General features: G+C 72.2%; 19 protein-coding genes. 11 read left to right on the plus strand and 8 right to left on the minus strand.

Annotated elements, in window-relative coordinates:
• The first annotated feature begins 101 nt into the window (after window positions 1-101).
• The 3 genes from Q2K21_RS33090 (at window position 102) to Q2K21_RS33100 (ending at window position 5177) form a co-directional block, all read left to right on the plus strand.
• Window positions 102-3044, plus strand: a complete 2943-nt coding sequence (locus tag Q2K21_RS33090) for an AfsR/SARP family transcriptional regulator (RefSeq protein WP_310778910.1) — start codon at window positions 102-104, stop codon at window positions 3042-3044.
• Between the two features lie 212 nt (window positions 3045-3256).
• Window positions 3257-3469, plus strand: coding sequence for a hypothetical protein (locus Q2K21_RS33095; protein ID WP_310778913.1), 213 nt, complete (start codon window positions 3257-3259; stop codon window positions 3467-3469).
• A gap of 292 nt (window positions 3470-3761) precedes the next feature.
• Window positions 3762-5177 carry a hypothetical protein gene (locus Q2K21_RS33100; protein ID WP_310778916.1) on the plus strand — a complete coding sequence of 472 codons (1416 nt, stop codon included), beginning with the start codon at window positions 3762-3764 and terminating at the stop codon, window positions 5175-5177.
• On the opposite strand, the gene Q2K21_RS33105 is transcribed toward Q2K21_RS33100, so the two are convergent.
• Window positions 5158-6813, minus strand: coding sequence for a FadD3 family acyl-CoA ligase (locus Q2K21_RS33105; protein ID WP_310778920.1), 1656 nt, complete (start codon window positions 6811-6813; stop codon window positions 5158-5160). The two genes, Q2K21_RS33100 and Q2K21_RS33105, sit on opposite strands and share 20 nt — an antisense overlap.
• 94 nt (window positions 6814-6907) lie before the next feature.
• On the opposite strand from Q2K21_RS33105, the gene Q2K21_RS33110 reads away from it, so the two are divergent.
• Genes Q2K21_RS33110 through Q2K21_RS33120 form a run of 3 tightly spaced genes read left to right on the plus strand, consistent with a single transcriptional unit; the run spans window position 6908 to window position 9297 of the window.
• Window positions 6908-8056 (plus strand): lipid-transfer protein, encoded by a 1149-nt coding sequence (locus tag Q2K21_RS33110; protein WP_310778923.1) that lies wholly within the window; start codon window positions 6908-6910, stop codon window positions 8054-8056.
• Window positions 8057-8092: 36 nt separating this feature from the next.
• Window positions 8093-8521 (plus strand): Zn-ribbon domain-containing OB-fold protein, encoded by a 429-nt coding sequence (locus Q2K21_RS33115; RefSeq protein ID WP_310778926.1) that lies wholly within the window; start codon window positions 8093-8095, stop codon window positions 8519-8521.
• Window positions 8518-9297, plus strand: a complete 780-nt coding sequence (locus Q2K21_RS33120; RefSeq protein ID WP_310778929.1) for an enoyl-CoA hydratase/isomerase family protein — start codon at window positions 8518-8520, stop codon at window positions 9295-9297. Before Q2K21_RS33115 ends, Q2K21_RS33120 begins: the two co-directional genes overlap by 4 nt.
• 276 nt (window positions 9298-9573) lie before the next feature.
• On the opposite strand, the gene Q2K21_RS33125 is transcribed toward Q2K21_RS33120, so the two are convergent.
• Window positions 9574-11934 carry a serine/threonine-protein kinase gene (locus Q2K21_RS33125; protein WP_310778932.1) on the minus strand — a complete coding sequence of 787 codons (2361 nt, stop codon included), beginning with the start codon at window positions 11932-11934 and terminating at the stop codon, window positions 9574-9576.
• Between the two features lie 917 nt (window positions 11935-12851).
• Here Q2K21_RS33125 and Q2K21_RS33130 point away from each other — a divergent pair.
• Complete coding sequence (locus Q2K21_RS33130; RefSeq protein WP_310778935.1) at window positions 12852-13499, plus strand: TetR family transcriptional regulator; 648 nt, start codon at window positions 12852-12854, stop codon at window positions 13497-13499.
• Window positions 13500-13664: 165 nt separating this feature from the next.
• Here the strand turns inward: Q2K21_RS33130 and Q2K21_RS33135 are convergent, their stop codons facing one another.
• The gene (locus Q2K21_RS33135) at window positions 13665-14126 is read right to left on the minus strand and encodes an Lrp/AsnC family transcriptional regulator (protein ID WP_310778938.1); all 462 of its coding nucleotides are present in this window, start codon (window positions 14124-14126) and stop codon (window positions 13665-13667) included.
• A 97-nt stretch (window positions 14127-14223) separates the two neighbouring features.
• On the opposite strand from Q2K21_RS33135, the gene Q2K21_RS33140 reads away from it, so the two are divergent.
• Window positions 14224-14835 (plus strand): LysE family translocator, encoded by a 612-nt coding sequence (locus tag Q2K21_RS33140; RefSeq protein ID WP_386275900.1) that lies wholly within the window; start codon window positions 14224-14226, stop codon window positions 14833-14835.
• A 290-nt stretch (window positions 14836-15125) separates the two neighbouring features.
• Here Q2K21_RS33140 and Q2K21_RS33145 read toward each other — a convergent pair whose 3' ends face one another.
• Entirely contained in the window at window positions 15126-15596 is a 471-nt protein-coding gene (locus Q2K21_RS33145) for a nitroreductase family deazaflavin-dependent oxidoreductase (RefSeq protein WP_310778943.1), read from the minus strand.
• Window positions 15596-16777 carry an acyl-CoA dehydrogenase family protein gene (locus tag Q2K21_RS33150; protein WP_310778946.1) on the minus strand — a complete coding sequence of 394 codons (1182 nt, stop codon included), beginning with the start codon at window positions 16775-16777 and terminating at the stop codon, window positions 15596-15598. Before Q2K21_RS33150 ends, Q2K21_RS33145 begins: the two co-directional genes overlap by 1 nt.
• A gap of 99 nt (window positions 16778-16876) precedes the next feature.
• Between Q2K21_RS33150 and Q2K21_RS33155 the strand changes: the two genes are divergently transcribed.
• The 3 genes from Q2K21_RS33155 to Q2K21_RS33165 all read left to right on the plus strand — a co-directional run bounded on the left by Q2K21_RS33155 (window position 16877) and on the right by Q2K21_RS33165 (window position 19237).
• Window positions 16877-18055, plus strand: coding sequence for a thiolase C-terminal domain-containing protein (locus tag Q2K21_RS33155; protein WP_386275901.1), 1179 nt, complete (start codon window positions 16877-16879; stop codon window positions 18053-18055).
• Between the two features lie 145 nt (window positions 18056-18200).
• The gene (locus Q2K21_RS33160) at window positions 18201-18539 is read left to right on the plus strand and encodes an XRE family transcriptional regulator (RefSeq protein ID WP_310778953.1); all 339 of its coding nucleotides are present in this window, start codon (window positions 18201-18203) and stop codon (window positions 18537-18539) included.
• 32 nt (window positions 18540-18571) lie between these two features.
• Entirely contained in the window at window positions 18572-19237 is a 666-nt protein-coding gene (locus Q2K21_RS33165) for a pyridoxine/pyridoxamine 5'-phosphate oxidase (protein WP_310778955.1), read from the plus strand.
• A gap of 36 nt (window positions 19238-19273) precedes the next feature.
• Here Q2K21_RS33165 and Q2K21_RS33170 read toward each other — a convergent pair whose 3' ends face one another.
• The 3 genes from Q2K21_RS33170 to Q2K21_RS33180 all read right to left on the minus strand — a co-directional run bounded on the left by Q2K21_RS33170 (window position 19274) and on the right by Q2K21_RS33180 (window position 20839).
• A complete protein-coding gene (locus Q2K21_RS33170) occupies window positions 19274-19885 on the minus strand; it encodes a GNAT family N-acetyltransferase (RefSeq protein ID WP_310778958.1) in 612 nt (203 codons plus the stop codon).
• Window positions 19886-19967: 82 nt separating this feature from the next.
• On the minus strand, window positions 19968-20390 hold the full coding sequence (locus Q2K21_RS33175) for a Zn-ribbon domain-containing OB-fold protein (protein ID WP_310778961.1): 423 nt from the start codon (window positions 20388-20390) through the stop codon (window positions 19968-19970).
• The gene (locus tag Q2K21_RS33180; protein ID WP_310778964.1) at window positions 20387-20839 is read right to left on the minus strand and encodes a DoxX family protein; all 453 of its coding nucleotides are present in this window, start codon (window positions 20837-20839) and stop codon (window positions 20387-20389) included. Before Q2K21_RS33180 ends, Q2K21_RS33175 begins: the two co-directional genes overlap by 4 nt.
• Window positions 20840-20946 lie beyond the last annotated feature (107 nt).

Consider the following 20946-nt stretch of genomic DNA (forward strand, 5'->3'; position numbering starts at 1 on the left):
GGCCTGTGATCACCGCCCCCCACAGCTGACGCATCCGCCATGAACAAGGCAAACTGGCCTCTTGGTTGTGGACGCTTCGGCAGGGATGCCAGGGGGCAGCGATGGACGGTGTACCGCGAGTGCCTGAGCAGCGGGGTCCCGAGGAATCGGCGACGCTGCGCTTCGGCGTGCTCGGACCGGTGCGCGCCTGGCTCGGAGAGGAGCCGCTGGCCACGGGCTCCCCGCAGCAGCGCGCCCTGCTGGCCGCGTTGCTGCTGCGCGAGGGCCGGACGGCCACGGCGTCCGAGCTGATCGACGCACTGTGGGGCGACGACCCGCCACCACGGGCGCTGGCGGCCGTACGGACGTACGCCTCCCGGCTGCGGAAGATCCTCTCCCCCGGGGTCCTGGTCAGCGAGGCGGGCGGATACGCGCTACGGCTGCGCGACGCCCGCTCCCTGGACCTCGCGGCGGCCCAGGAACTGGCCACGGAGGCGGAGAAGGCGAAGAACGCCGGGGATCTGTGCCATGCCCGGCAGGTGCTGAGCAAGGCACTGGCGCTGTGGGACGGGGAACCGCTCGCCCGCGTACCGGGCCCCTACGCGGACACACAGCGCACGCGCCTTGAGGAGTGGCGCCTCCAGCTCCTGGAATCCCGTCTCGACATGGACCTGGAGCAGGGCTGCCACGCGGAGGCGGTCTCGGAACTCACGGCCCTGACGGCCGCGCACCCCCTGCGCGAACGTCTCCGCGAGCTGCTGATGCTGGCGCTGTACCGCTCGGGCCGCCAGGCGGAGGCGCTGGCGGTGTACGCGGACACGCGGCGCCTGCTGTCCGACGAGCTGGGGGTCGACCCCCGCCCGGGCCTGAAGGAACTCCAGCAGCGCATCCTGCGGGCGGACCCGGGCCTGGCGGAACCGTCGGCACCGGCCCCGGAGCCGTCCGCCGCACCCGTGCGTCCGGCTCAACTTCCCGCGACCGTACCGGACTTCACGGGACGGGCGTCCTTCGTCGCCGAGCTGAGCGAGGTGCTGGCGTCGGCGGAGGGCCGGGTGATGGCGGTGTCGGCGCTGGCGGGCATCGGGGGCGTGGGCAAGACGACCCTCGCCGTACACGTGGCGCACCAGGCCCGCGGAGCCTTCCCGGACGGCCAGCTGTATGTGGACCTGCAGGGCGCCGGCCTGCGGGCGGCCGAACCGGAGACGGTCCTCGGCTCCTTCCTCCGCGCCCTGGGCACGGCCGACTCGGCGATCCCGGACTCACTGGAGGAGCGGGCGGCGCTGTACCGCTCGGTGCTCGACGGCCGACGGGTCCTCGTCCTGCTCGACAACGCGAAGGACGCGGCCCAGGTACGCCCGCTGCTGCCGGGCACGGAGGGCTGCGCGGCGCTGATCACCTCGCGCGTCCGCATGGTGGGCCTGGCGGGCGCGCACCTGGTGGACCTGGACGTGATGTCCCCGGAAGAGGCGCTGTCGCTGTTCACGAAGATCGTGGGCGAGGAGCGGGTCGCCTCGGAGCGCGAGGCCGCGCTGGACGTGGTCGCGGCGTGCGGCTTCCTGCCGCTGGCGATCCGCATCGCGGCGTCGCGTCTGGCGGCGCGCCGCACCTGGACGGTCGCGGTGCTGGCGGCGAAGCTCGCGGACGAGAGGCGCCGCCTGGACGAACTACAGGCCGGGGACCTGGCGGTCAAGGCGACCTTCGAGCTGGGATACGGGCAGCTGGAGCCGGCCCAGGCCCGCGCTTTCCGCCTCCTGGGCCTGGCGGACGGGCCGGACATCTCCCTGGCCGCGGCCGCGGCGGTCCTGGACCTCCCGCAGGAGGACACGGAGGACCTGCTGGAGTCCCTCGTCGACACCTCACTGCTGGAGTCGGCGGCCCCGGGCCGGTACCGCTACCACGACCTGGTGCGGCTCTACGCGCGTGCCTGCGCGGAACGGGACGAACATCCGCCGAGCGAACGGGCCGCGGCGATGTCGCGGTTGCTGGACTTCTATCTGGCCACGGCGGCGGGGGTCTACGCGATCGAGCGGCCGGGCGACCGGCTGGTGGACCACCTGCAGCCGACCGGCACTCCGGGGCTGACGTTCGCGAACCGTCAGGCGGCGTGGGACTGGCTCTACTCCGAAGCCGTGCCGCTCCTCGCCTGCGTACGGCAGTCGGCCGAGGGGAGCACGCTGCGGCGCGCGATCGACCTCCTGTGGGCGTCCGTCGACCTGGCCGAGTCCGGCGCCAACTCGAAGGAGTACGAGGCGGCCGCCACGGTGCTGCGCGACGCCGCGCGCGATGCCGGCGACGTGCGCGCCGAGGGCCGCACCTCCGTCGTACTGAGCAACGCGCGCCTGTTCTCGGGGGTGTTCGACCGGGCGTACAGCGAGGCGCGGGAGGCGTTGCAGCTCGCCGAGGCCGCCGACGATCCACTGCCCTCCTGCTGGGCGGCGAACATCCTGGGGAGCATCGCGTTCTACCAGAACCGCTACGCGGACGCCGAGGGGTACTTCAGCCGGGCCATCGAGAAGTTCCGTGGCTGCGGCGACCTCGCGGGGTCTGCGAGCCCCCTGTGCAACCTGTCGCGCATCCACCTCGCGACGGGACGTGCGGACACCGCCGTCGTCCTCGCCCGCCAGGGCACGGACATCTACCAGACGCTGGGGCACACCCTCCGGGGCGCGAACGGGCGCTACGCCCTCGGCATGGCCCTCGGCAAGACCGGGCAGCACGACGACGCCGCGGCCCAGTTGGAGGAGGCGCTGCGGGTCTTCCGCGACAGCCGTCAGCGGCTGTGGGAGGGGATGACGCTCTGCCGTCTCGCGGAGGTCGACCTGGAGGCGCGCAAGCCCGGCCGGGCCGCGAGCAACGCCGAGATGGCGCTCACGGTGCTGCGGGGCATCGGCGGCGAATGGCGTCGCGGTCACGTCCTCACCGTGCTGGGCAAGGCACTGCACGGCATCGGCCACTTGGGAAGGGCGCAGGTCTGCTGGCGCGACGCCCTGGAGATCTACGAGAAGTTGGACTCGCCGGAGGCCGCCGAGGTGCGCGGGCTCCTCACTCCGGTCGCGGCGGCCTGACGGCCGGTCGGGACGTTCATCGTTCGTTTATCGCGGCACGGCATTCTTTGTGTTGTCGATCCGTCGCGTCGGGGGGCAGACGGACCGCCGGTGAGGGTCGCACGCTCACGGTTTAAGGTGGGCGGCCCGAGTGGCCCACCCGGCCACCCACGGGGGAGTGACCGGGTGGGCCCTCACAATTCCGCACGGATCCACCAAGGGGAGGCAGCACCATGAGCACCACCGAGAACGACCCGATCGTCAAGCCGGACAACACCCACGTCACCGACGCACCGGCGGGCGACGCGATCAAGCCGCTCAACACGCACGTCACCGACGCTCCGGCCGGCGACGAGGTCAAGCCGCTCAACACGCACGTCACCGACGTGGACGAGGGCGGCGAGACCACCCCGGACAACACCCACGTGACGTCCGAGCCCAACTAGACCTTCCTCCCACACGGGGATCGGCCGCGGCGGCGCGGAGGGGGAGCCGTCGCGGCCGAGGTGTGTCCGGCGCGCGGCCCGGACCGATCAGCGGCTTCTGCGCCAACGCGCGCCCCAGACCCCGCGGCCTCCTCCGGTTCACCGCAGCGGACGTCTTCCACCGGCCCGCACGGATCGTCGAGGAGATCCGCGCCGCCCTCGTCCGGCTCCGCCATGCTCGCGTCCGCTGAGGCGGCGTATACGTGCCTGCGCAACCATGTCGGAACGCGCCCTTCCCGGCCATACTGACCGCATGCTGAGGCTGGCGGGGAGCAGGCGGCGCCGAGGGCAGCGGGGCGGCGGGGAGTCGGCGCGGGTCGAGGCGGATGTCACCGCCTTCGGTGAGCGGCTGGGCGCCCATTCCTTCAGCCCGGGGATGCCGGGCACGACCGAGGAGATGGCGGCGGACTACGCGAGCGCCCTCGACGCCTACGAACTGGCGGGGCGCGAGGCGCGCCGGAACCCGGACGCCGCCCTGCGCGCCCTGGACGACGGAACGCACGCCCTCGCACGGCTCGACGCCCGCCTCGCCGGTGAACCCTTGCCGGAATGGCTCGCGCCGTGCTTCTTCGACCCCCGGCACGGGCGGTCGGTCCGTGAGGTGCGCTGGGCGCCGGAGGGCGGCGTGGCGCGCATGATCCCGGTCTGCGCGGCCGACGCCGTGCGGCTCGACGAGGGGCAGCCCCCGATAGCCACCGGCCACTCCCGGCCCGCCCCGAAGGCCCCCGCCGCCCCGCGGCGGTCCGAGCCCGCCGGCTCGCCTCCCACGGCCACGCCGTCCGCCCCGGCGAGCCGGGTGGTCCGCGGCGTGGGGCCGCGCAAGCTGTCGTTGCGCGGACCGCAGCTCCGGTCGCAGGCTCCCGTCGCGCTGGTCGTCCGCATCACCTCGCCGGACCGGGCGGAAGTCTGCGTCAAGGGGCACAAGGAGGTGCTGGGCGAGGGGCCGCTGAGCGTCCGCGTCCCGGTGCCCGCTGCCCGGGGCCGTGCCCGTGAGGTTCCCTTCTCGGTCGTCACCCGGGGCAGTTGGGAGGCGTGGCTGGAGGCGGCTGAGTCCTCCGCCCCGGCCGGTCGCCCCGTCGTCCGCGCGGCCGAGAAGCCCGTACGCGCCCCACGCCCCGCCCCCGTGCTCACCAAACCCCGGCTGCGCGACCGCTACACCCCCCAACAGCTCCTGATCAGGGGGGCCGTCGTCGCCTACGCCGGGTACGGTGCGGCGCTGGCCGCGCTCGGGCATGTCACGCAGGCCTTCGTCGGTGGTCTCGTCCTGGCCTTCGCCGGACTCATGGCAGGGGGCCTCGGCGGGTTCATTCTGCTTTTCGGTCGCGACATCTGGGCAGTCATGCGCCGGGGGCGTCTGGTGCGCACCGAGTACCTGCGGACGCTGAAGCCCCCGAAGTACAGCTCACAGGGCCAGTGGAAGCACGAGTACGGGTACACGGACGGCGCCGACAGGCAGGTGGTCCACCGCCGCGACGCCCCCAACGGCACCGTGCACCCGCTGCCGTACCGGAGGATGTGGTACGTCGAGGGAGCCGAGGAGGAACTCGTCCTCCTCTTGACCCCGTTCGCCCAGACCGTGCTTGTCCTGCTGGTGACCCCGGTCTTCCTCGCCGTCTCCGCCGTATGCCTCGTCGTCTTCCCGGGACTGCTCATCCACGACCTTCTGTGACGCGGCCGGCATGCCCCCGCAACTCCCCCTTCACCACCTTCCCGCTCGCGTTGCGCGGCAGCTCGGCCACGAACTCCACCTCCCGTGGCACCTTGTAGTTCGCCATCTCCCGGCGGGACCAGGCGATCAGGTCGTCGGCGGTCAGGAGCGCGCCCGGGCGGCGGACGACGTACGCCTTGCCGACCTCGCCCAGCCGGGCGTCCGGTACGCCGATCACCGCCACGTCCGCGACGTCCGGGTGCAGGCCCAGCAGTTGCTCGATCTCCGCGGGATAGGCGTTGAAGCCGCCCACGATGAACATGTCCTTGATGCGGTCCGTGATGCGGAGGTTGCCGGACACGTCCAGGACCCCCACGTCGCCCGTGCGCAGCCAGCCGTCGGGGGTCAGGACCTCAGCCGTGGCCCGCTCGTCCTCGAAGTAGCCCTGCATGACGTTGAAGCCCCGGACCAGGACCTCGCCCGGGGCACCAGGCGGCAGGGGGGCACCCTTCGCGTCGGCCACCCGTATCTCCGTTCCGGGGATCGCCCTGCCCGAGGTCGTCGCGATCACCGACGGCTCGTCGCCCCTGCGGCACATCGTCACGAAACCGCTCGCCTCCGACAGGCCGTACGCCGTCAGGACGGTGTCCACGCCGAGTTCGCCCCGCAGGCGTTCCACCAGGCGCAGCGGCACCACCGCCGCTCCCGTCACCACCAGGCGCAGGGCCGAGAGATCGTAGGCGTCCCGGGAGGGGTGGTCGAGCAGGGACTGGTGCAGGGTCGGCGGGCCCGGCAGTACCGAGACGCGCTCCGCCGCTATGTTCGCCAGCGCCGTGTCCACGTTGAACACCGGTTGCGGGATCATCGTCGCGCCCCGCATCAGGCAGGCCAGGACGCCTGCCTTGTAGCCGAACGTGTGGAAGAAGGGGTTCACGATCAGGTAGCGGTCGCCCTGGCTCAGGCCGGCCAGGTCGGTCCAGATCTCGTACGCCCGCAGCGTCTGCGCGTGCGTGATGACCGCGCCCTTCGGGCGGCCCGTCGTGCCCGACGTGAAGATGATGTCCGACGGGTGCGCGCCCGTCAGGGTCGCCGCGCGCTCCCGCACCTCCGGCTCCCCGACACCCTCCCCGCTCGCCAGGAAGTCCTTCCACGTGCGGAAGTCGGCCGGGGCGTCGTCCGCCAGGACCACCACCTGTTCCAGGTGCGGGAGGGCGGGAAGCGGACCCGAACCCGGTCCGTCCTGCGGCGCGCGGCGCAACGGCGCCCGACGCAGTGACGCCCGACGCAATGACGCCACATACGACGTGCCAAGGAACGTGCCCGTCACGAACAGCAGCTTCGCCCGGCTTCGCTCCAGTACGTACGCCGCCTCCGTACCCTTGAAGCGTGTGTTGAGGGGGACCAGGACCGCGCCCGCCGAGACCGCGCCCAGCGCCGAGACGATCCAGTCGAGGGTGTTCGGTGCCCAGATCGCCACGCGGTCGCCGACGCCGACGCCGTTCGCGACGCAGGCCGCCGCCGCGCGTTCCACGCGGGCGCCCAGTTCGGCGTACGTGATCCGGGTACGGCCCTCGACGACCGCCTCGACGTCGGCGTAGCGCCGGGCCGCGCTCCGCACCAGCCCGGGAATGCTGCCCCACTCCACGTCTTCGCGCACAGCGACCTCCCCACGGAACGCATAGCTGACTACCCGTCAGATTAGCTGTAGCCTGACGGACTGTCAGCTATCCGTTCACCTGCGGAGGTGCTCCATGGCCGGACTCAAGGACGCCACCGCCATCGTCGGTATCGGACAGACCGCCTTCGCCCGGCAGCTCCCCGAGTCCGAGAAGGCGTTGGCCTGTCGCGCCGTCCTCGCCGCGCTCGACGACGCCGGGATCGCGCCCGGCGAGGTCGACGCGCTCGCCTCGTACACCATGGAGGAGACCGACGAGGTCGAGGTCGCCAAGGCGGTCGGGCTCGGTGACCTCACCTTCTTCAGCAAGGTCGGGTACGGGGGCGGCGGTTCCTGTGCCACCGTCGCGCACCTCGCGGCCGCCGTCACCACCGGGCAGGCGACCGTCGGCGTCGCCTGGCGGTCACGCAAGCGCGGCAGCGGGCCCCGGCCGTGGAGGAACACGGCCGCCCAACTGCCCACCCCCGCCCAGTGGACCCGGCCCTTCGGGCTCCTCAGGCCGGTCGACGAGATCGGGATGCTCGCCCGCCGCTACATGTACGAGTACGGGGCGACCCGGGACCATCTGTTCAACGTCGCCCTCGCCTGCCGCAACCGGGCCAATCAGAATCCCGCCGCCATGATGTACGAGCGGCCCCTCACCAGGGACATGTATATGACCTCCCGGTGGATCAGTGAGCCGCTGTGCCTCTTCGACAACTGCCTGGAGACGGACGGCGCCCTGGCCTGCGTGATCGTCTCCGCCGAGCGCGCCCGCGACTGCCGGCACCGGCCCGTGTACGTCCACTCCGCCGCGCAGGGCCTGCCCTCCCAGCACCACGGCATGGTCAACTACTGGAACGACGACCCGCTCACCGGCCCCGCCTGGACGGCCGCCCGGCACCTGTGGAAGCACGCCGACCTCACCCCGGACGACGTCGACGTCGCCCAGATCTACGACGCGTTCACGCCGCTGATACCGCTCTCCCTGGAGGGGTACGGCTTCTGCGGCAGGGGCGAGGGCGGGGCGTTCACCGAGGGGGGCGCCCTCGAAATCGGCGGGCGGTTGCCGATCAACACCGGGGGCGGCGGACTGTCCGAGGCGTACGTCCACGGGTTCAACCTCATCAACGAGGGCGTGAAGCAGTTGCGCGGCACCAGTACCGCCCAGGTGCCGGGTGCCGCCACCTGTCTGGTCACCGCCGGTGAGGGGGTCCCGACCTCCGCCCTTCTCCTGAGGAGCTGAGCCATGTCCGCCACCTTTGCCCTGAGGAGCTGAACCGTGACCGACGCCCTCCTCTCCCCCGTCCACGACGAGGACGGGGCGCCCTTCTGGGAGTACGCCGCCCGGGGCGAACTGCGCGTCCAGGCCTGCGCCGAGTGCGGCGAGCCGCGCTTCCCGCCGCGCCCCTGCTGCCCGCACTGCCAGTCGTTCACGAGCGAGTGGCGGCGGGTGAGCGGGAAGGGGCGGATCTGGTCGTACGTCGTCCCGCATCCGCCGTTGCTTCCGGCGTACGCGGCGCAGGTGCCGTACAACGTGATCGTGGTGGAGCTGGCCGAGGCACCGCGCATCCGGCTCGTCGGGAATCTCGTGAGCGGCCCCGAGGCGCCTTTGAACTCATCGCCGCCCGAACGGATCCGCATCGGCGCCAAGGTGCAGGTCGCCTTCGACGGGGACGGGCTGCCCCGGTGGGTTCTGGAGCGGCCGTGAGCGAGGGGCTGCGGATCACCGCCGACAAGGAGACCGGGGTCGCGGTCGTCACCCTAGACCGGCCGGAGAAGCTCAACGCCATCGATCTGGGGACGGCCGACGAACTAGCCAGGATCTGGCGCGAGTTGCGGTTCGAAGACTCCGTACGGGCCGTCGTCCTCACCGGCGCGGGCGAGCGGGCCTTCTGCACGGGCCTCGACCGCGACGCCGAAGTGCCCCAGCCCACCTCGCCGTTCATGGTGGACGATCCGCTGATCAGGATCGGCCCGAAGGCGAACGACCTGTGGAAACCGGTGATCGCCGCCGTGTGCGGCATGACCTGCGGCGGGGCGTTCTATCTGCTCGGCGAGAGCGAGTTCATCGTCGCCGACACGACCGCGACCTTCTTCGACCCCCACACCACCTACGGGATGGTCAGCGCGTACGAGTCCGTCTACCTGGCGCACCGGATGCCGTACGGAGAGGCGGCGCGAATGGCGCTCATGGGGACCGCCGAGCGGATCTCCGCACGGCGGGCCCACGAGATCGGGCTGGTCTCCGAACTCACCGCCCCCGGCGGCGCGTTGGAAGCGGCGGTGAGCTGTGCCGCCGTCATCGCCTCCTACCCCCCGGAGGGTGTGCAGGGCACCGTACGGGCCCTGTGGGCGGCGAAGGAGGCGGCGCGTGCGCAGGCCTTCGCGCAGGCGCCGTCACTCATCAAGCTCGGGAACCTGCCGACGGAGCGGCAGGCGGAGCTGTTCGCCGGGAGGCGGACGAAAGGGTTCCGGGTGCGGTAGCTCCCGACCGGCAGGCGGAGTCGGCAGGAGGAGGCGACAGGACGAGCAGGCACGAGGAATCGGCGGCAGGTGTCGGCACGAGGAGCCGGCACGAGGCGTGAGCCCGCGGATCCGCCTCGCCGTGGCCGTGTTGTCGCGCCCTCACGCGTCGCCCAAGTCGCCACCGTGTGGCACGACTCGCGTACCCGGCGTAGCGTCATGGGGGACGGCCGCCGTCAAGAGCCCCTTCCGTGCGGTCCGGTACGACGGCCGTCCCCCTCGATGCGCGTGCCGGCGTCACGCCGTCCGTGCCGTCCCCGTCCCCTTCTCCGCGTCCAGTGCGTACACGCAGCGGTCCTTGCTGCACGCGTACACCACGCCGTCCTTCACCACCGGCGCGCCGGTGATCTCGCCGCCGGTCGCCAGCTTCCAGCGCAGTCGGCCGTCGTCGGCCTTCAGCGTGTACAGCAGGTGGTCCGTGGAGCCGAAGTGGATACGGCCCTCCGCCACCGCCGGGGAGCCCACGATGTCGCCGCCCGCCTGGAAGCGCCACTTCGGGGTGCCCGTGACCGCGTCCAGGGTGTAGAGGCCCTTGCCGCTGCCGACGTGCACATGGCCCGCGGCCACCAGCACCGGCTCGATCGCGGCCCGCGCCTCCGTCGCGATGCGCCAGCGGTCGCGGCCGTCCGCCGCGTCGAGGGCGTACACCGTGCCCAGATAGTCGGCGAGATAGATGCCACCACCCGTCACCGCCGGACCCGGTACGAAGGTGGGCGGGCACAGGAACACCGCCGGCGCCTCGAAGTGCCAGCGCACCATGCCGGTCGACACCTCGATGGCCAGGACCCGGGTGCCGGCCGAGACGTAGACGTAGCCGTCCGGCGCCTGGGTCAGGCGCACGGGCACGCCGCCGCAGGACGCCGCGTCCCCGATGGGGTACGACCAGCGCTCCTCGCCCGTACGCGCCTCCAGGGCCCGCAGCCGGCCGTCCTTCCACACGTAGGCCGTGCCGTCCTGGACCAGCGGTCCGGCCTCCGGCGCCTCGAAGTCGGTCTGCGCTCCGGTGATCTCCCACAGCTTCTGGCCGGTGGACGCCTCCCAGGCCTGGACGCCGCCGCCACGGGTGCCGGTGACGACCGTGCCGCGGTCGGCCTTGAGGGAGTAGACCCAACCGTCCGTGGACAGCCGCCACAGGTCCGCGCCCTCGCGGGCGTCCAGGGCGAACAGCGTCGGACCGTCGGAGGCGTGGATACGGCCGTCCGCGACCGCCATCGACCAGGCCACATCCCGCGTCTTGAAGCGCCGGCGGCCGGTCGCCACGTCCAGGGCGTGCACCTCGAAGGAGGTGACGTAGACGAGGTCGTCGGCGACCGACGGCGTACCCCAGACGTCGTTCGACATGCGGAAGCGCCACGGACGCCAGCCGGAGGCCGTCTCCGGGGGTGCGGCCGGCGGTGCGACCGTGGGCACGACTCCGGCCGCGCCGTTGACCCCGGGGCTCGGCCGGGACCAGGACGCGGCGAGGCCCGCCTCCGGGGGAGGCGCCTTCACCGCGGCGGCCCGGGCGTCGGCGACACGCGGTCCGGGCCCGATCGGCACGGACGCACCCGCGAGGCGCACCGGCCCGGAGTCCGGCGCGCCGACCGGCACGGGCTCGCGCGACGGCACAGGGGGCGCGGGGTCGTACGACGGCGGAGGGGGCAGCGCGGGCCGTCCGCCACCGCCGCTGCGGTTCCCGGCGGAGGACTGGTTCGTCGGCGGACGCCCGCCGCGCCGCGCCTCGATCAGGCCGACGGCCTTCTCGGGCAGCCACGCCGACGCCGTACCGCTGTCGTCGGAGCCGGAGCCGAAGAGGTGCGGCGCCAGCTGGGCCTGGAGGTCGGCCGGATTGGGCCGGCCCGTCGCCTCCATCTGCATGCAGGACTCGATCAGCGGCCGCAGCTCGTCCGGGAGCCCGGTCAGGTCCGGGCCCTCGCGCAGCAGCATGAAGACGGTCTCGACGGGGTTGGCGCCGTGGAAGGGGGGATGTCCGGTGGCCGCGAAGACGAGCATCGAGCCGAGCGAGAAGACGTCGCTCGCGCCGGTCACGCTGCGCGAGTCCTTCGCCTGCTCGGGGGACATGTAGGCGGGCGTACCGACGGCGACGTTCGTCATCGTCAGGCGCGTGTTCGATACGCCGGAGGCGATACCGAAGTCGATCACCCGCGGGCCGTCCTCGACGACGAGCACGTTCGAGGGCTTCAGGTCCCGGTGGACCAGCCCGGCCCCGTGGATGGACTGGAGCGCCTCGGCCACGCCCGCCGCGAGCCAGCGCACCGCCTGGGCCGGCAGCGGCCCGCACTCGGTCACTATCTCTTCGAGGGAGGGCGCGGGTACGTACGCGGTGGCGAGCCACGGCACGGCCGCCCGCGGATCGGCATCGACCACGGCCGCCGTGTAGAAGCCGGACACCGCCCGCGCGGCCTCGACCTCACGCGTGAAGCGCACCCGGAACAACTGGTCCTCGGCGAGCTCCGTGCGCACCGTCTTGATCGCCACGCGCCGGCCGGACGCCGAGCGCGCGAGATAGACCAGCCCCATGCCGCCGGCACCCAGCCGTCCCAGCACCTCGAACGGCCCGATACGCCGCGGATCGTGCTGCGTCAGCTGATCCACCACTTGCCTGCCACCTCCCCGTACGGGTCACGTCGTACGCCTTGTGTACGCGACCCCGTGCAGCGTCTCACCACCGCACCGCCATGGCGGCACGCACCCTGATTCTTCCTGTCCCGGCCACTGGTTGCGAACCCGGGGGCGGAACGGGGTGTCTCAGGACAAAACCATGCCGGACCGCCCCTCGGGAAGCGGGCGCCCGCATGGTGAAACGCCCGACGCACCCCCGAAGTGCCGCCCTTGCGGCCCCGCAGTGCCGCGTCACCTCTGCCTCAGTGTGCGGGGCACCACCTGATGATCGGTGCCGATCGCCACCCGTCCGTACGAGGTCTCGAACGGCGGTACCTGTACACGCCCCCTCGGCCGGCCGCCCGCGCCGAGCGCCGTCTTCCCGTCCACGAGGGAAAAGGGGGCGGCAGAGCAGGGCCGGGAAGAGGGACAAGAGAGCAGGCGCCGCAAGGCCGGGCAGAAGGCCCGGGAGCGGCGCGACCCCCGGGCCGGGAAGAGGGACGAGGCAGCAGGCCCTCCAGGCCGGGCAGAAGTCCGGGAACCGCGCGGCCTCCGGACCGGGAAGAGCGACGAGGGGCGCGGCCTCCGGGCCGGGCAGAGGTTCGGGGAACGGGGCGGCCCCGAACCGGAGACGGAACCTAAGTCGGCGACGGCGCCGAAGTCGCGGACGGCATCGAAGTCGGCGACCGCACCGAGGCCGAAGAGCGCGTCGCCGAGGCCGGGGGAAGCATCGCGGAGGCGCGTAATGGACGATGGCGCTTTTCGGCCATGCCGCCCAATCTAACGGCCTCTTAGGCCGGGCGCGCGCGGGAATACTCCCTTCTCACAGGCCCCGGAAGCCCCCGAGCACCTCCCCACTCCCCATTTGCAGTCGGCCGAATCGCGCTCCGATCACCCCTCGGTAAGCTGACGGCATGACAGGACAAGTACGTACCGTCGACGGCCGCGTGGCCGGTCGGCGCGGGCAGGCGACCCGGCAGAAGCTGCTCGACTGCCTCAGCGAGATGCTCAGCTCGTCGCCGTATCGGGACGTCAAAGTCATCGACGTCGCCCGCAAGGCAGGGACCTCGCCCGCGACCTTTTACCAGTACTTCCCGGACGTCGAAGGCGCCGTCCTGGAGATCGCCGAGCAAATGGCCGCCGACGGGGCCGGGTTGACCCGGTTGCTGGAGGGGCGCTCATGGGTCGGCAAGGCGGGCTGGCAGACCGCACAGGAACTCGTCGACGGTTTCCTGGAGTTCTGGCGCAAGCACGACGCGATCCTGCGGGTCGTCGACCTGGGCGCGGCCGAGGGCGACAAGCGCTTCTACAAGATCCGCATGAAGATCCTCAACTCGGTGAACAACTCCCTGGTCGACTCGATCACCGAACTCCAGTCCAAGGGCAGGGTGGACAAGGACGTGAACCCGGCGGCCGTGGCCGGTTCGCTCGTGGCGATGCTCGCGTCCGTTGCCTCCCACCAGAAGGGCTTCCAGACCTGGGGCGTCAAACAGGCCGAACTCAAGCCAAATCTTGCGCTGTTGGTGCATTTGGGTGTTACCGGGAAGAAGCCGACGAAGTAGTACGCGAGGTGCGCGCGGACATACCCGCAGCGGTACGCGCGCGGTAACCGTTCAGGCGCGCCCAGTCCTGTCGGCTCGGCTGCTCCGGCCCAAGTCCTGTCATGCGGGCGGTGGTCCACTCCGGTGGACCACCGCCCGCTGCTCATGTCCGCGCACTCGCCGGTGTCACGCCCGGGTGCTGGGCAGCGGCCGGCCCTCCACCACGTGCTTCATCACCAGCGTCGACGTCAGCCGCTGCACGCCCGGCAGGGTGGCCAGGCGCTCGTCGTAGAGCCGCTGGAAGGCGGCGAGGTCGGCGGTGGCGATCCGCAGCAGATAGTCGGGGTCGCCGAAGAGCCGCTGTGCCTCCAGGACGTGCTCCACCTCGCCGAGCGCCCGCTCGAACTCGGCGACGGTGTCCCGGTCCTCCTGACGCATCGAGACGAAGACCAGCGCCTCGAAGTTCAGCCCGACGGCGGCCGGGTCCACGACGGCCCGGTAGCCGCGGATCGCACCGGTCCGCTCCAGCTCGCGCAGCCGCCGGTGGCACGGCGAGACGCTCAGTCGCACCCGTGCGGCCAGTTCGGTCACGGTCAGCCGCCCATCCTGCTGGAGTTCGGCAAGAATCTTGCGGTCCACGGAGTCCATGAGGCAGATCTTCCCTCAGAAGCGGCGATCGAGGGCAAACTTCGGAAACACTTTCGCGTCAATCGCGCCTAATGTCCCCATCGTGGATACGGGAGTGATGACATCTTTCCTCGCGGTGGACCTGCTGCTGGTGTGCGTACCGGGCGCCGACTGGGCGTACGCCATCGCGGCGGGCCTGCGGGGGCGGTCGGTGGTACCGGCGGTGGCGGGCCTGATCGCCGGGTACGCGGTGCATACGGCGGTGGCGGTGACGGGGCTCGCGGTCCTGGTGGCGGGGTCGCCCCGGCTGCTGACGGCTTTGACGGTGGTGGGGGCCGGATATCTGGTGTGGCTGGGGTGGGGGGTGCTGCGCCGCCCCGCCACTCCGGGGGCGGCGGCCGGGGAACCCGCCCATGCGCCCCCAGTCCGTGTCTTCCTGCGCGGCGCCGCCATCAGCGGCCTGAATCCCAAGGGTCTGCTGCTCTACCTTTCCGTGCTGCCGCAGTTCCTGGTCACCAAGGGCACACACCTGCCGGTGGCGGCGCAGACGGCCACGCTCGGCCTGGCACACATGGCGTGCTGCGCGGCCGTCTACCTGACCGTCGGCGTCCTGGCCCGGGCCGTTCTGACCGCGCGCCCGGCCGCGGCCCGCGCGGTCACCCGGACGAGCGGGGCCGCGATGCTCGGAATCGGCGCGTTCCTGCTGGCGGAGCGTCTGGCGACACTCTGAGAGCACGTGGCGACGCTCTCGGCCTCAGGACGGTGCTCAGCGCCATACGCCGCGGGCTCAACGCCGTAGGACGCGGGCTCAGCGCCGTACGACGACCCGCGCTCGGCGCCGTACGGCCCGGGCTCGGCGCCGTACCGCCCGGGCTCAACGGCGCAGACCCACGCCCAGCCCCGCACGGCCCACGCTCAACGCCGCACGACCCACGCCCAGCCCCGCACGCCCCACGCTCAGCGCCGCACGCCCCACGCTCAGCCCCGCACGCCCCACGTCCAGCCCCGCACGCCCCACGCTCAGCGCCGCACGATCCGGAACAGCCGGATCTCCCGCTCCACCCGCGCCTGATACGTCGCGTACGGCGGCCAGAACGCCAGCACCGCCTTCCAGGCCGCCGCCCGCTCCTCCCCCTCCAGCAGATGGGCCGTGACCGGGATGTCCTCGCCCTTCCAGCTGACCTCGGCGTCCGGGTGCACGAGGAGGTTGGCGGTCCAGGCGGGGTGGCCGGTCCGCCCGAAGTTGGACCCGATGAGGATCCAGCTACCGCTCTCCTCCGGCATGCACGCCAGGGGCGTACGCCGTGGCAGTCCGCTCTTCGCGCCGGTGGCCGTGAGGATCACGCCCGGCAGCATCTGTGCGCTGAGCAGGACCTTCCCTCGGGTCAGCCGGTGCACGACCCGGTCCAGCGCGGGCACGACGTGCGGCGCGACCTTCGCGAAGGCCCGCGTGGAGGACACCTTCTGCACGATCCGCACTCCCACGGCCATCAGACCGCCACCTCCCTCTGCTCGAAGAGTCCTGCCATGTCGGCCGCGTGCGCCCGCAGGCGGTGCACCGGCCCGAACAGCGCCTCGTCACCGGCCGCGCGCTTGAAGTACAGATGCGCCTCGTGCTCCCAGGTGAACCCGATGCCGCCGTGCAACTGAATGCCCTCGGCCGCGGCGGTCCGCAGGGCCTCCAATGCCTGGGCGAGGGCGAGCCCACCGGCCTTCTCCTCTCCTTGACCGGTGGCCCAGGCCGCGTAGTACGCCGCCGAACGCGCCGCCTGCACCCGCACGTACACGTCGGCCAGCCGGTGCTTCACGGCCTGGAAGGACCCGATCGCCCGCCCGAACTGCTCCCGCTGCTTGACGTACTCGACGGTCCGCTCCAGCGCCCGGCCGGCGGCCCCCACGGCCTCGCAGGCGAGAACGGCGGCGGCCCGGTCCCCGACGGCGGCGAGCGCTTCGGTCGTCCCGACCCACTCGTCTCCCCCGAGCAACTCCGCGTCCACATCCCGTAGTTGGACACGAGCACAGGACCGCGTCTCGTCGATGGCGGTCTGCCGTGTCCGCACTCCGCCCTCCCGTACGAGGAACAGCAAGGTCCGCGACCGGGCGAACCCCCCGGCGTGCGCGGCCACGATCAGCAGCCCTGCGCTGTGCCCGTCGAGCACCTGCGCCGCCTCCCCGTACAGCCGCCAGGTACCGCCCGCCCGCCGCGCCTGCATACCGCCGGCACGCCCGCCGCCCGCCCAGTCGCCCTGGTTGTCCCCGACGAGCGCGAGGGCGGTGGCGAGGGCCGTGCCCGGCACGGCGAGGGTGGCGGTCAGCTCGCCTGAGGCGATGCGGGGCAGCAGTTCGGCGCGCTGGGCGTCGGTGCCGAGGGTGAGCAACAGGGGCGCGGCGAGGACAGCCGTGGACAGCAAGGGAGAGGGGGCGAGGGAACGCCCCACCTCCTCGCAGGCAAGGGCGAGTTCGGTGATTGTGCAGCCGACGCCGCCGTAGGCCTCGGGGAGGGCGAGCCCGGGCAGACCGAGCTGTTCGGCGAGGGTGGTCCACAGGGCGGGGTCGTGTCCGGCAGCGGTCCGGACGGCGGCCCGGACGTCCTCCGGGCCGCAGCGCTTGGCCAGCGCCTCCCGCACCGTACGGCGGATCTCGTCCTGTTCGGCGGTGAAGCGGGCATCCATGGGCGGGGTCCCTTCTCCATCTGACGGTCCGTCATGTTAGAGCGGGGGCCCGCGCATGCACAGGCCCAACACCCACGAATCTGATGTACCGTCAGATTTATGAGGAGTGCTGTGACCGGTCGGAAGGTCGCTGTCGTCGGCGTATCGCTGTCCGATTGCGGGCGGGTCGACGAGGCGACGCCGTACGCCCTGCACGCCCAGGCCGCCCGCCGCGCCCTGGCCGACTCGGGCCTGGACCGCTCGGTGATCGACGGCTTCGCGTCGGCGGGCCTCGGCACGCTGGCGCCGGTGGAGGTCGCGGAGTACCTCGGGCTGCGGCCCACCTGGGTCGACTCGACCTCCGTCGGCGGCTCCACCTGGGAGGTCATGGCGGCCCACGCGGCCGACGCGATCGCGGCGGGCCACGCGCGGGCGGTGCTCCTGGTCTACGGCTCGACGGCCCGCGCGGACATCAAGGCGGGCCGGCGCACGGGCAACCTGTCCTTCGGGGCGCGGGGCCCGCTCCAGTTCGAGGTCCCGTACGGCCACACACTGATCGCCAAGTACGCGATGGCGGCGCGCCGCCACATGCACGAGTACGGCACGACGATCGAGCAGCTGGCCGAGGTGGCGGTGCAGGCGCGGGCGAACGCGGCGGCGAACCCGGAGGCGATGTTCCGCGACCCGGTCACGGTCGACGACGTCCTGTCCGGCCCGGTGATCGCGGACCCCTTCACCAAACTGCACTGCTGCATAAGGTCCGACGGCGGGGCGGCGGTACTGCTGGCGGCGGAGGATCTGGTGCGGGACTGCCGCACGGCACCGGTGTGGGTCCTCGGCACCGGAGAACACGTCTCGCACACGACGATGTCCGAATGGCCCGACTTCACGGTGTCCCCGGCGGCGGTGAGCGGCCGCCTCGCCTTCGAACGGGCCGGGGTGCGCCCGGAGGAGATCGACTTCGCGGAGATCTACGACGCCTTCACCTACATGACCCTGGTGACGCTGGAGGACCTCGGCTTCTGCGGAAAGGGCGAGGGCGGGGCGTTCGTGGAGAAGGGACGGCTGCTGGTGCGGGGCGGGGAGCTGCCGGTGAACACGGACGGGGGCGGTCTCTCGGCGCAGCATCCGGGGATGCGGGGGCTGTTCCTGCTGGTGGAGGCGGTACGGCAGCTACGGGGCGAGGCCGGTGAACGGCAGGTCCTGAAGACCGGCGGGCGGCTGCCGGAGCTGGCCGTGGCTTCCGGGACGGGGGGCTGGTTCTGCTCGTCGGGGACGGTGGTGCTGGGGCGGGGGTGAGCGCTGCGCCGACTCCTCGTTCGGATGAATCGGGCTTGATCGACGACCCGCAGGTTAACGCTTGCATTAACTTCCGCGGCATGGCCCCGATCGCCGAGAAGCGCTAGCGGGAGCACGTCGCCGAGCTGGACACCAGGGAGTACGAATGAGCACCGTCAGCTGGGACGAAGTCAAGCGGCGAGCCGATGAGCAGCGACGGGCCGCCGGCCTGCCGGTGCGGGCACCGGAGAAGAAGCGGGCCGACATGGACCGCCTTCTCGCCGAGGTGAGGGCCTACAAACTGGCAGAGATCCGACGGGAGCAGGATCTCACCCAGCGTCACATCGCGGATTCGATGGGCGTCTCAGCACCACGGATCTCGGCAATCGAGCACGGCGAGATCGACCGCACGGAGGTCGCCACCTTGCGCGCCTACGTACAGGCTCTGGGGGGAGAACTCAGGGTGGTCGCCGATTTCGGGGATGCCGCGTACACAGTCGCCTGAGGCGGGTGAGACCCGGGGGTGATACTCGGGACATGGCAACGGATCTTCACGAGCTGCTCAGGTCCCTGCGGGTGTGGGACCCCGAGACGACCGAACTACCCGTCTTCGACCCCGCGGCGGCACCCGCGGAGCCGCTCGCGCTGTTCGCGGAGTGGTTCGCGGAGGCGGTGGCGGCCGGGCAGCCTGAGCCCCACACGATGTCGCTGGCGACGGCGGACGCGGACGGCACGCCGGACGTCCGCATCGTGATGCTGCACGGCGCGGACGCGGACGGCTGGTCGTTCGCGACGCACGCGGGCAGCCGCAAGGGCAGACAGCTCGCGGCCCGGCCGTATGCGGCCCTCTGCTTCTACTGGTCCGCCCAGGGCCGCCAGATCCGCGTGCGCGGCCCGGTCACGGCCGCTCCGGCGACGGAGGGGCAGGCGGACCTGCACGCCCGCTCGACCGGCGCGCTGGCGGCGGCGCTCACGGGCCGGCAGAGCGAAGTGCTCAGTTCCACGGAGGAGTTGGCGCGGGCCTCTGACGCGGCCTGGGAGCGGGCGCAGCGCGAGCCGGACGCCCCGGTCCCGTCCTGGACGCTGTACCGCCTCAGCCCGGAGGAAGTGGAGTTCTTCCAGGGAGACGCCAGGCGCCAACACGTACGGCTCACCTACCGCCGCACGGAAGAGGGCTGGACCAGGCACCTGCTGTGGCCCTGATCCCGGGCCCACCCACCTGCGTCCCTACCCGCACCCCTACTCCGATACCGACGGCTCCGGATCGCTCGCGATCCGCGCGTGCAGATGCACGTCCCGGAACGCGTCCTGCCGCCCCGCCTCCCACATCGCCCCGCGCAACGTCCCCTCGTACGGGAATCCGCAGCGCTCCGCAACTTGGCAGGACGCGTCGTGGCCGAGGGCGTGGCCCAGTTCCAGGCGGTGCAGGCCCAGGTCGGTCAGGGCCCAGCGGGCGGCGACGGCGAGGGCGCGGGTGGCGACCCGGTGGCCGCGGGCCTCGGGCAGGACCCAGTAGCCGACGCGTGCGCAACTGAGGGCGTGGTCGATCTCGTTGATGCCTATGTGCCCCAGCGTCGTACCGCTCGCCGCGTCCGTGATCCGGAACGACGCGCCCGTCCCGTCCGCCGCACGCGCCGCCTTCGACCGCAGCGACTCCAGCGCGTCCTCCCGGTCGTGCACGATCTTCAGCGGCGTGTTCCACCGCCGGAAGTCAGGGTCGGTCAGTCCCCGCAGCCACGCTTCGACGTGGCCCTCGGACTCGGCGTCCCAGGAGCACAACCGCAGGCCGTGACCGTGCAGTTCGGGGAAGGGGTTCGGGAGCGCTGTGGAGTTCTTCTTGACGTCGGCCATCAGGCCATTGAAGCCCGTACGCCCGTTCCCCGCCCCTTCATTTCCCGGCCTCGGAGCACAAGGGTCTCCGTCCCCTTCGCCCTCACCGCTGCGGCCGGAACACCGGCACCGTCACACCATCCGCCTCCCGGAACGCCACCTCCAGCCCCATTCCCACCCGCAGATCGGGCTCCGCGCACTCCACCACCTCGGTCATCATCCGCGGCCCCTCCGCCAGATCGACCACGGCGGCGACGTACGGCGCCCGCTCCCCGAAGGGCGGCAGGTCGTTGCGGTGGACGACGGACCAGGTGTAGAGGGTCGCCCGGCCGCTCGCGGGCTCCCAGGTGACGTCCTCGCTCCAGCAGTACGGGCAGAACTCCCGGGGGTAGTGGTGGGCGCGCCCGCACCCCCCGCAGCGGCGCACCAGCAGCCGTCCCTCGGCCGCCGCGTCCCAGTACCTACGGGTGAAGGCGTCCACGTCGGGGACGTCGAAGCGGGGCCGGGATCCCGGTGCCCCGCTCACCGGAACCACCCCAGCGCGCTGTCCAGCGACCACGTCTGCCCCGACATCCCGAACAGCCCCACCACCGAGATCAGCGCCATCATCGAGTTCTGCCCCTGCTCCGCCCAGTCGTGGATCATGAGGGTGAAGTAGAGGACGTTGAGGAGCAGGCCGCCGACCAGCGCGATGGGGGTCAGGAAGCCCGCGACCAGTCCGAGTCCCAGGGCCAGTTCCGCGTAGACGACCACGTACGCCATCGTCTTCGGCCTGGGCGCGACCACGACGTCGAAGCCGGACCGCACCGCCGTCCAGCGGTGCTTGGCCGCCACGTCCGCGGCCCACGCGATCCCGGTCCCCCGCTCGAACCAGCCCTTCTTGTCCTTGTGCCGCCAGCTCTCCAGCCACCACAGCCCGAGCCCGATGCGGAGCACGGCCAGCCATTCGGCACCGCTGAGCCAGATCGTGTCCATGGGCTCTCCTGCCGCAGAAGAAATCTGACGGTACGTCAGTTCAGCGCATCGGTGGCGGCCCCGCAAGACGCACGCGTCGAGGAGTCCCGTCACATGCCTTGTTCTTC

It is taken from the genome of Streptomyces sp. CGMCC 4.7035, from assembly GCF_031583065.1.
GTDB lineage: Bacteria > Actinomycetota > Actinomycetes > Streptomycetales > Streptomycetaceae > Streptomyces > Streptomyces yaanensis.

Bases quoted from the DNA above. Each gene is read 5' to 3' on its own strand.
- Q2K21_RS33110 (WP_310778923.1), top strand. From the start codon at position 6,908: ATGGCCGGACTCAAGGACGCCACCGCCATCGTCGGTATCGGACAGACC.
- Q2K21_RS33155 (WP_386275901.1), top strand. From the start codon at position 16,877: ATGAGGAGTGCTGTGACCGGTCGGAAGGTCGCTGTCGTCGGCGTATCG.
- Q2K21_RS33095 (WP_310778913.1), top strand. From the start codon at position 3,257: ATGAGCACCACCGAGAACGACCCGATCGTCAAGCCGGACAACACCCAC.
- Q2K21_RS33165 (WP_310778955.1), top strand. From the start codon at position 18,572: ATGGCAACGGATCTTCACGAGCTGCTCAGGTCCCTGCGGGTGTGGGAC.
- Q2K21_RS33150 (WP_310778946.1), bottom strand. From the start codon at position 16,777: ATGGATGCCCGCTTCACCGCCGAACAGGACGAGATCCGCCGTACGGTG.
- Q2K21_RS33180 (WP_310778964.1), bottom strand. From the start codon at position 20,839: ATGGACACGATCTGGCTCAGCGGTGCCGAATGGCTGGCCGTGCTCCGC.
- Q2K21_RS33130 (WP_310778935.1), top strand. From the start codon at position 12,852: ATGACAGGACAAGTACGTACCGTCGACGGCCGCGTGGCCGGTCGGCGC.
- Q2K21_RS33100 (WP_310778916.1), top strand. From the start codon at position 3,762: ATGCTGAGGCTGGCGGGGAGCAGGCGGCGCCGAGGGCAGCGGGGCGGC.
- Q2K21_RS33140 (WP_386275900.1), top strand. From the start codon at position 14,224: ATGACATCTTTCCTCGCGGTGGACCTGCTGCTGGTGTGCGTACCGGGC.
- Q2K21_RS33160 (WP_310778953.1), top strand. From the start codon at position 18,201: ATGAGCACCGTCAGCTGGGACGAAGTCAAGCGGCGAGCCGATGAGCAG.
- Q2K21_RS33090 (WP_310778910.1), top strand. From the start codon at position 102: ATGGACGGTGTACCGCGAGTGCCTGAGCAGCGGGGTCCCGAGGAATCG.
- Q2K21_RS33145 (WP_310778943.1), bottom strand. From the start codon at position 15,596: ATGGCCGTGGGAGTGCGGATCGTGCAGAAGGTGTCCTCCACGCGGGCC.
- Q2K21_RS33135 (WP_310778938.1), bottom strand. From the start codon at position 14,126: ATGGACTCCGTGGACCGCAAGATTCTTGCCGAACTCCAGCAGGATGGG.
- Q2K21_RS33170 (WP_310778958.1), bottom strand. From the start codon at position 19,885: ATGGCCGACGTCAAGAAGAACTCCACAGCGCTCCCGAACCCCTTCCCC.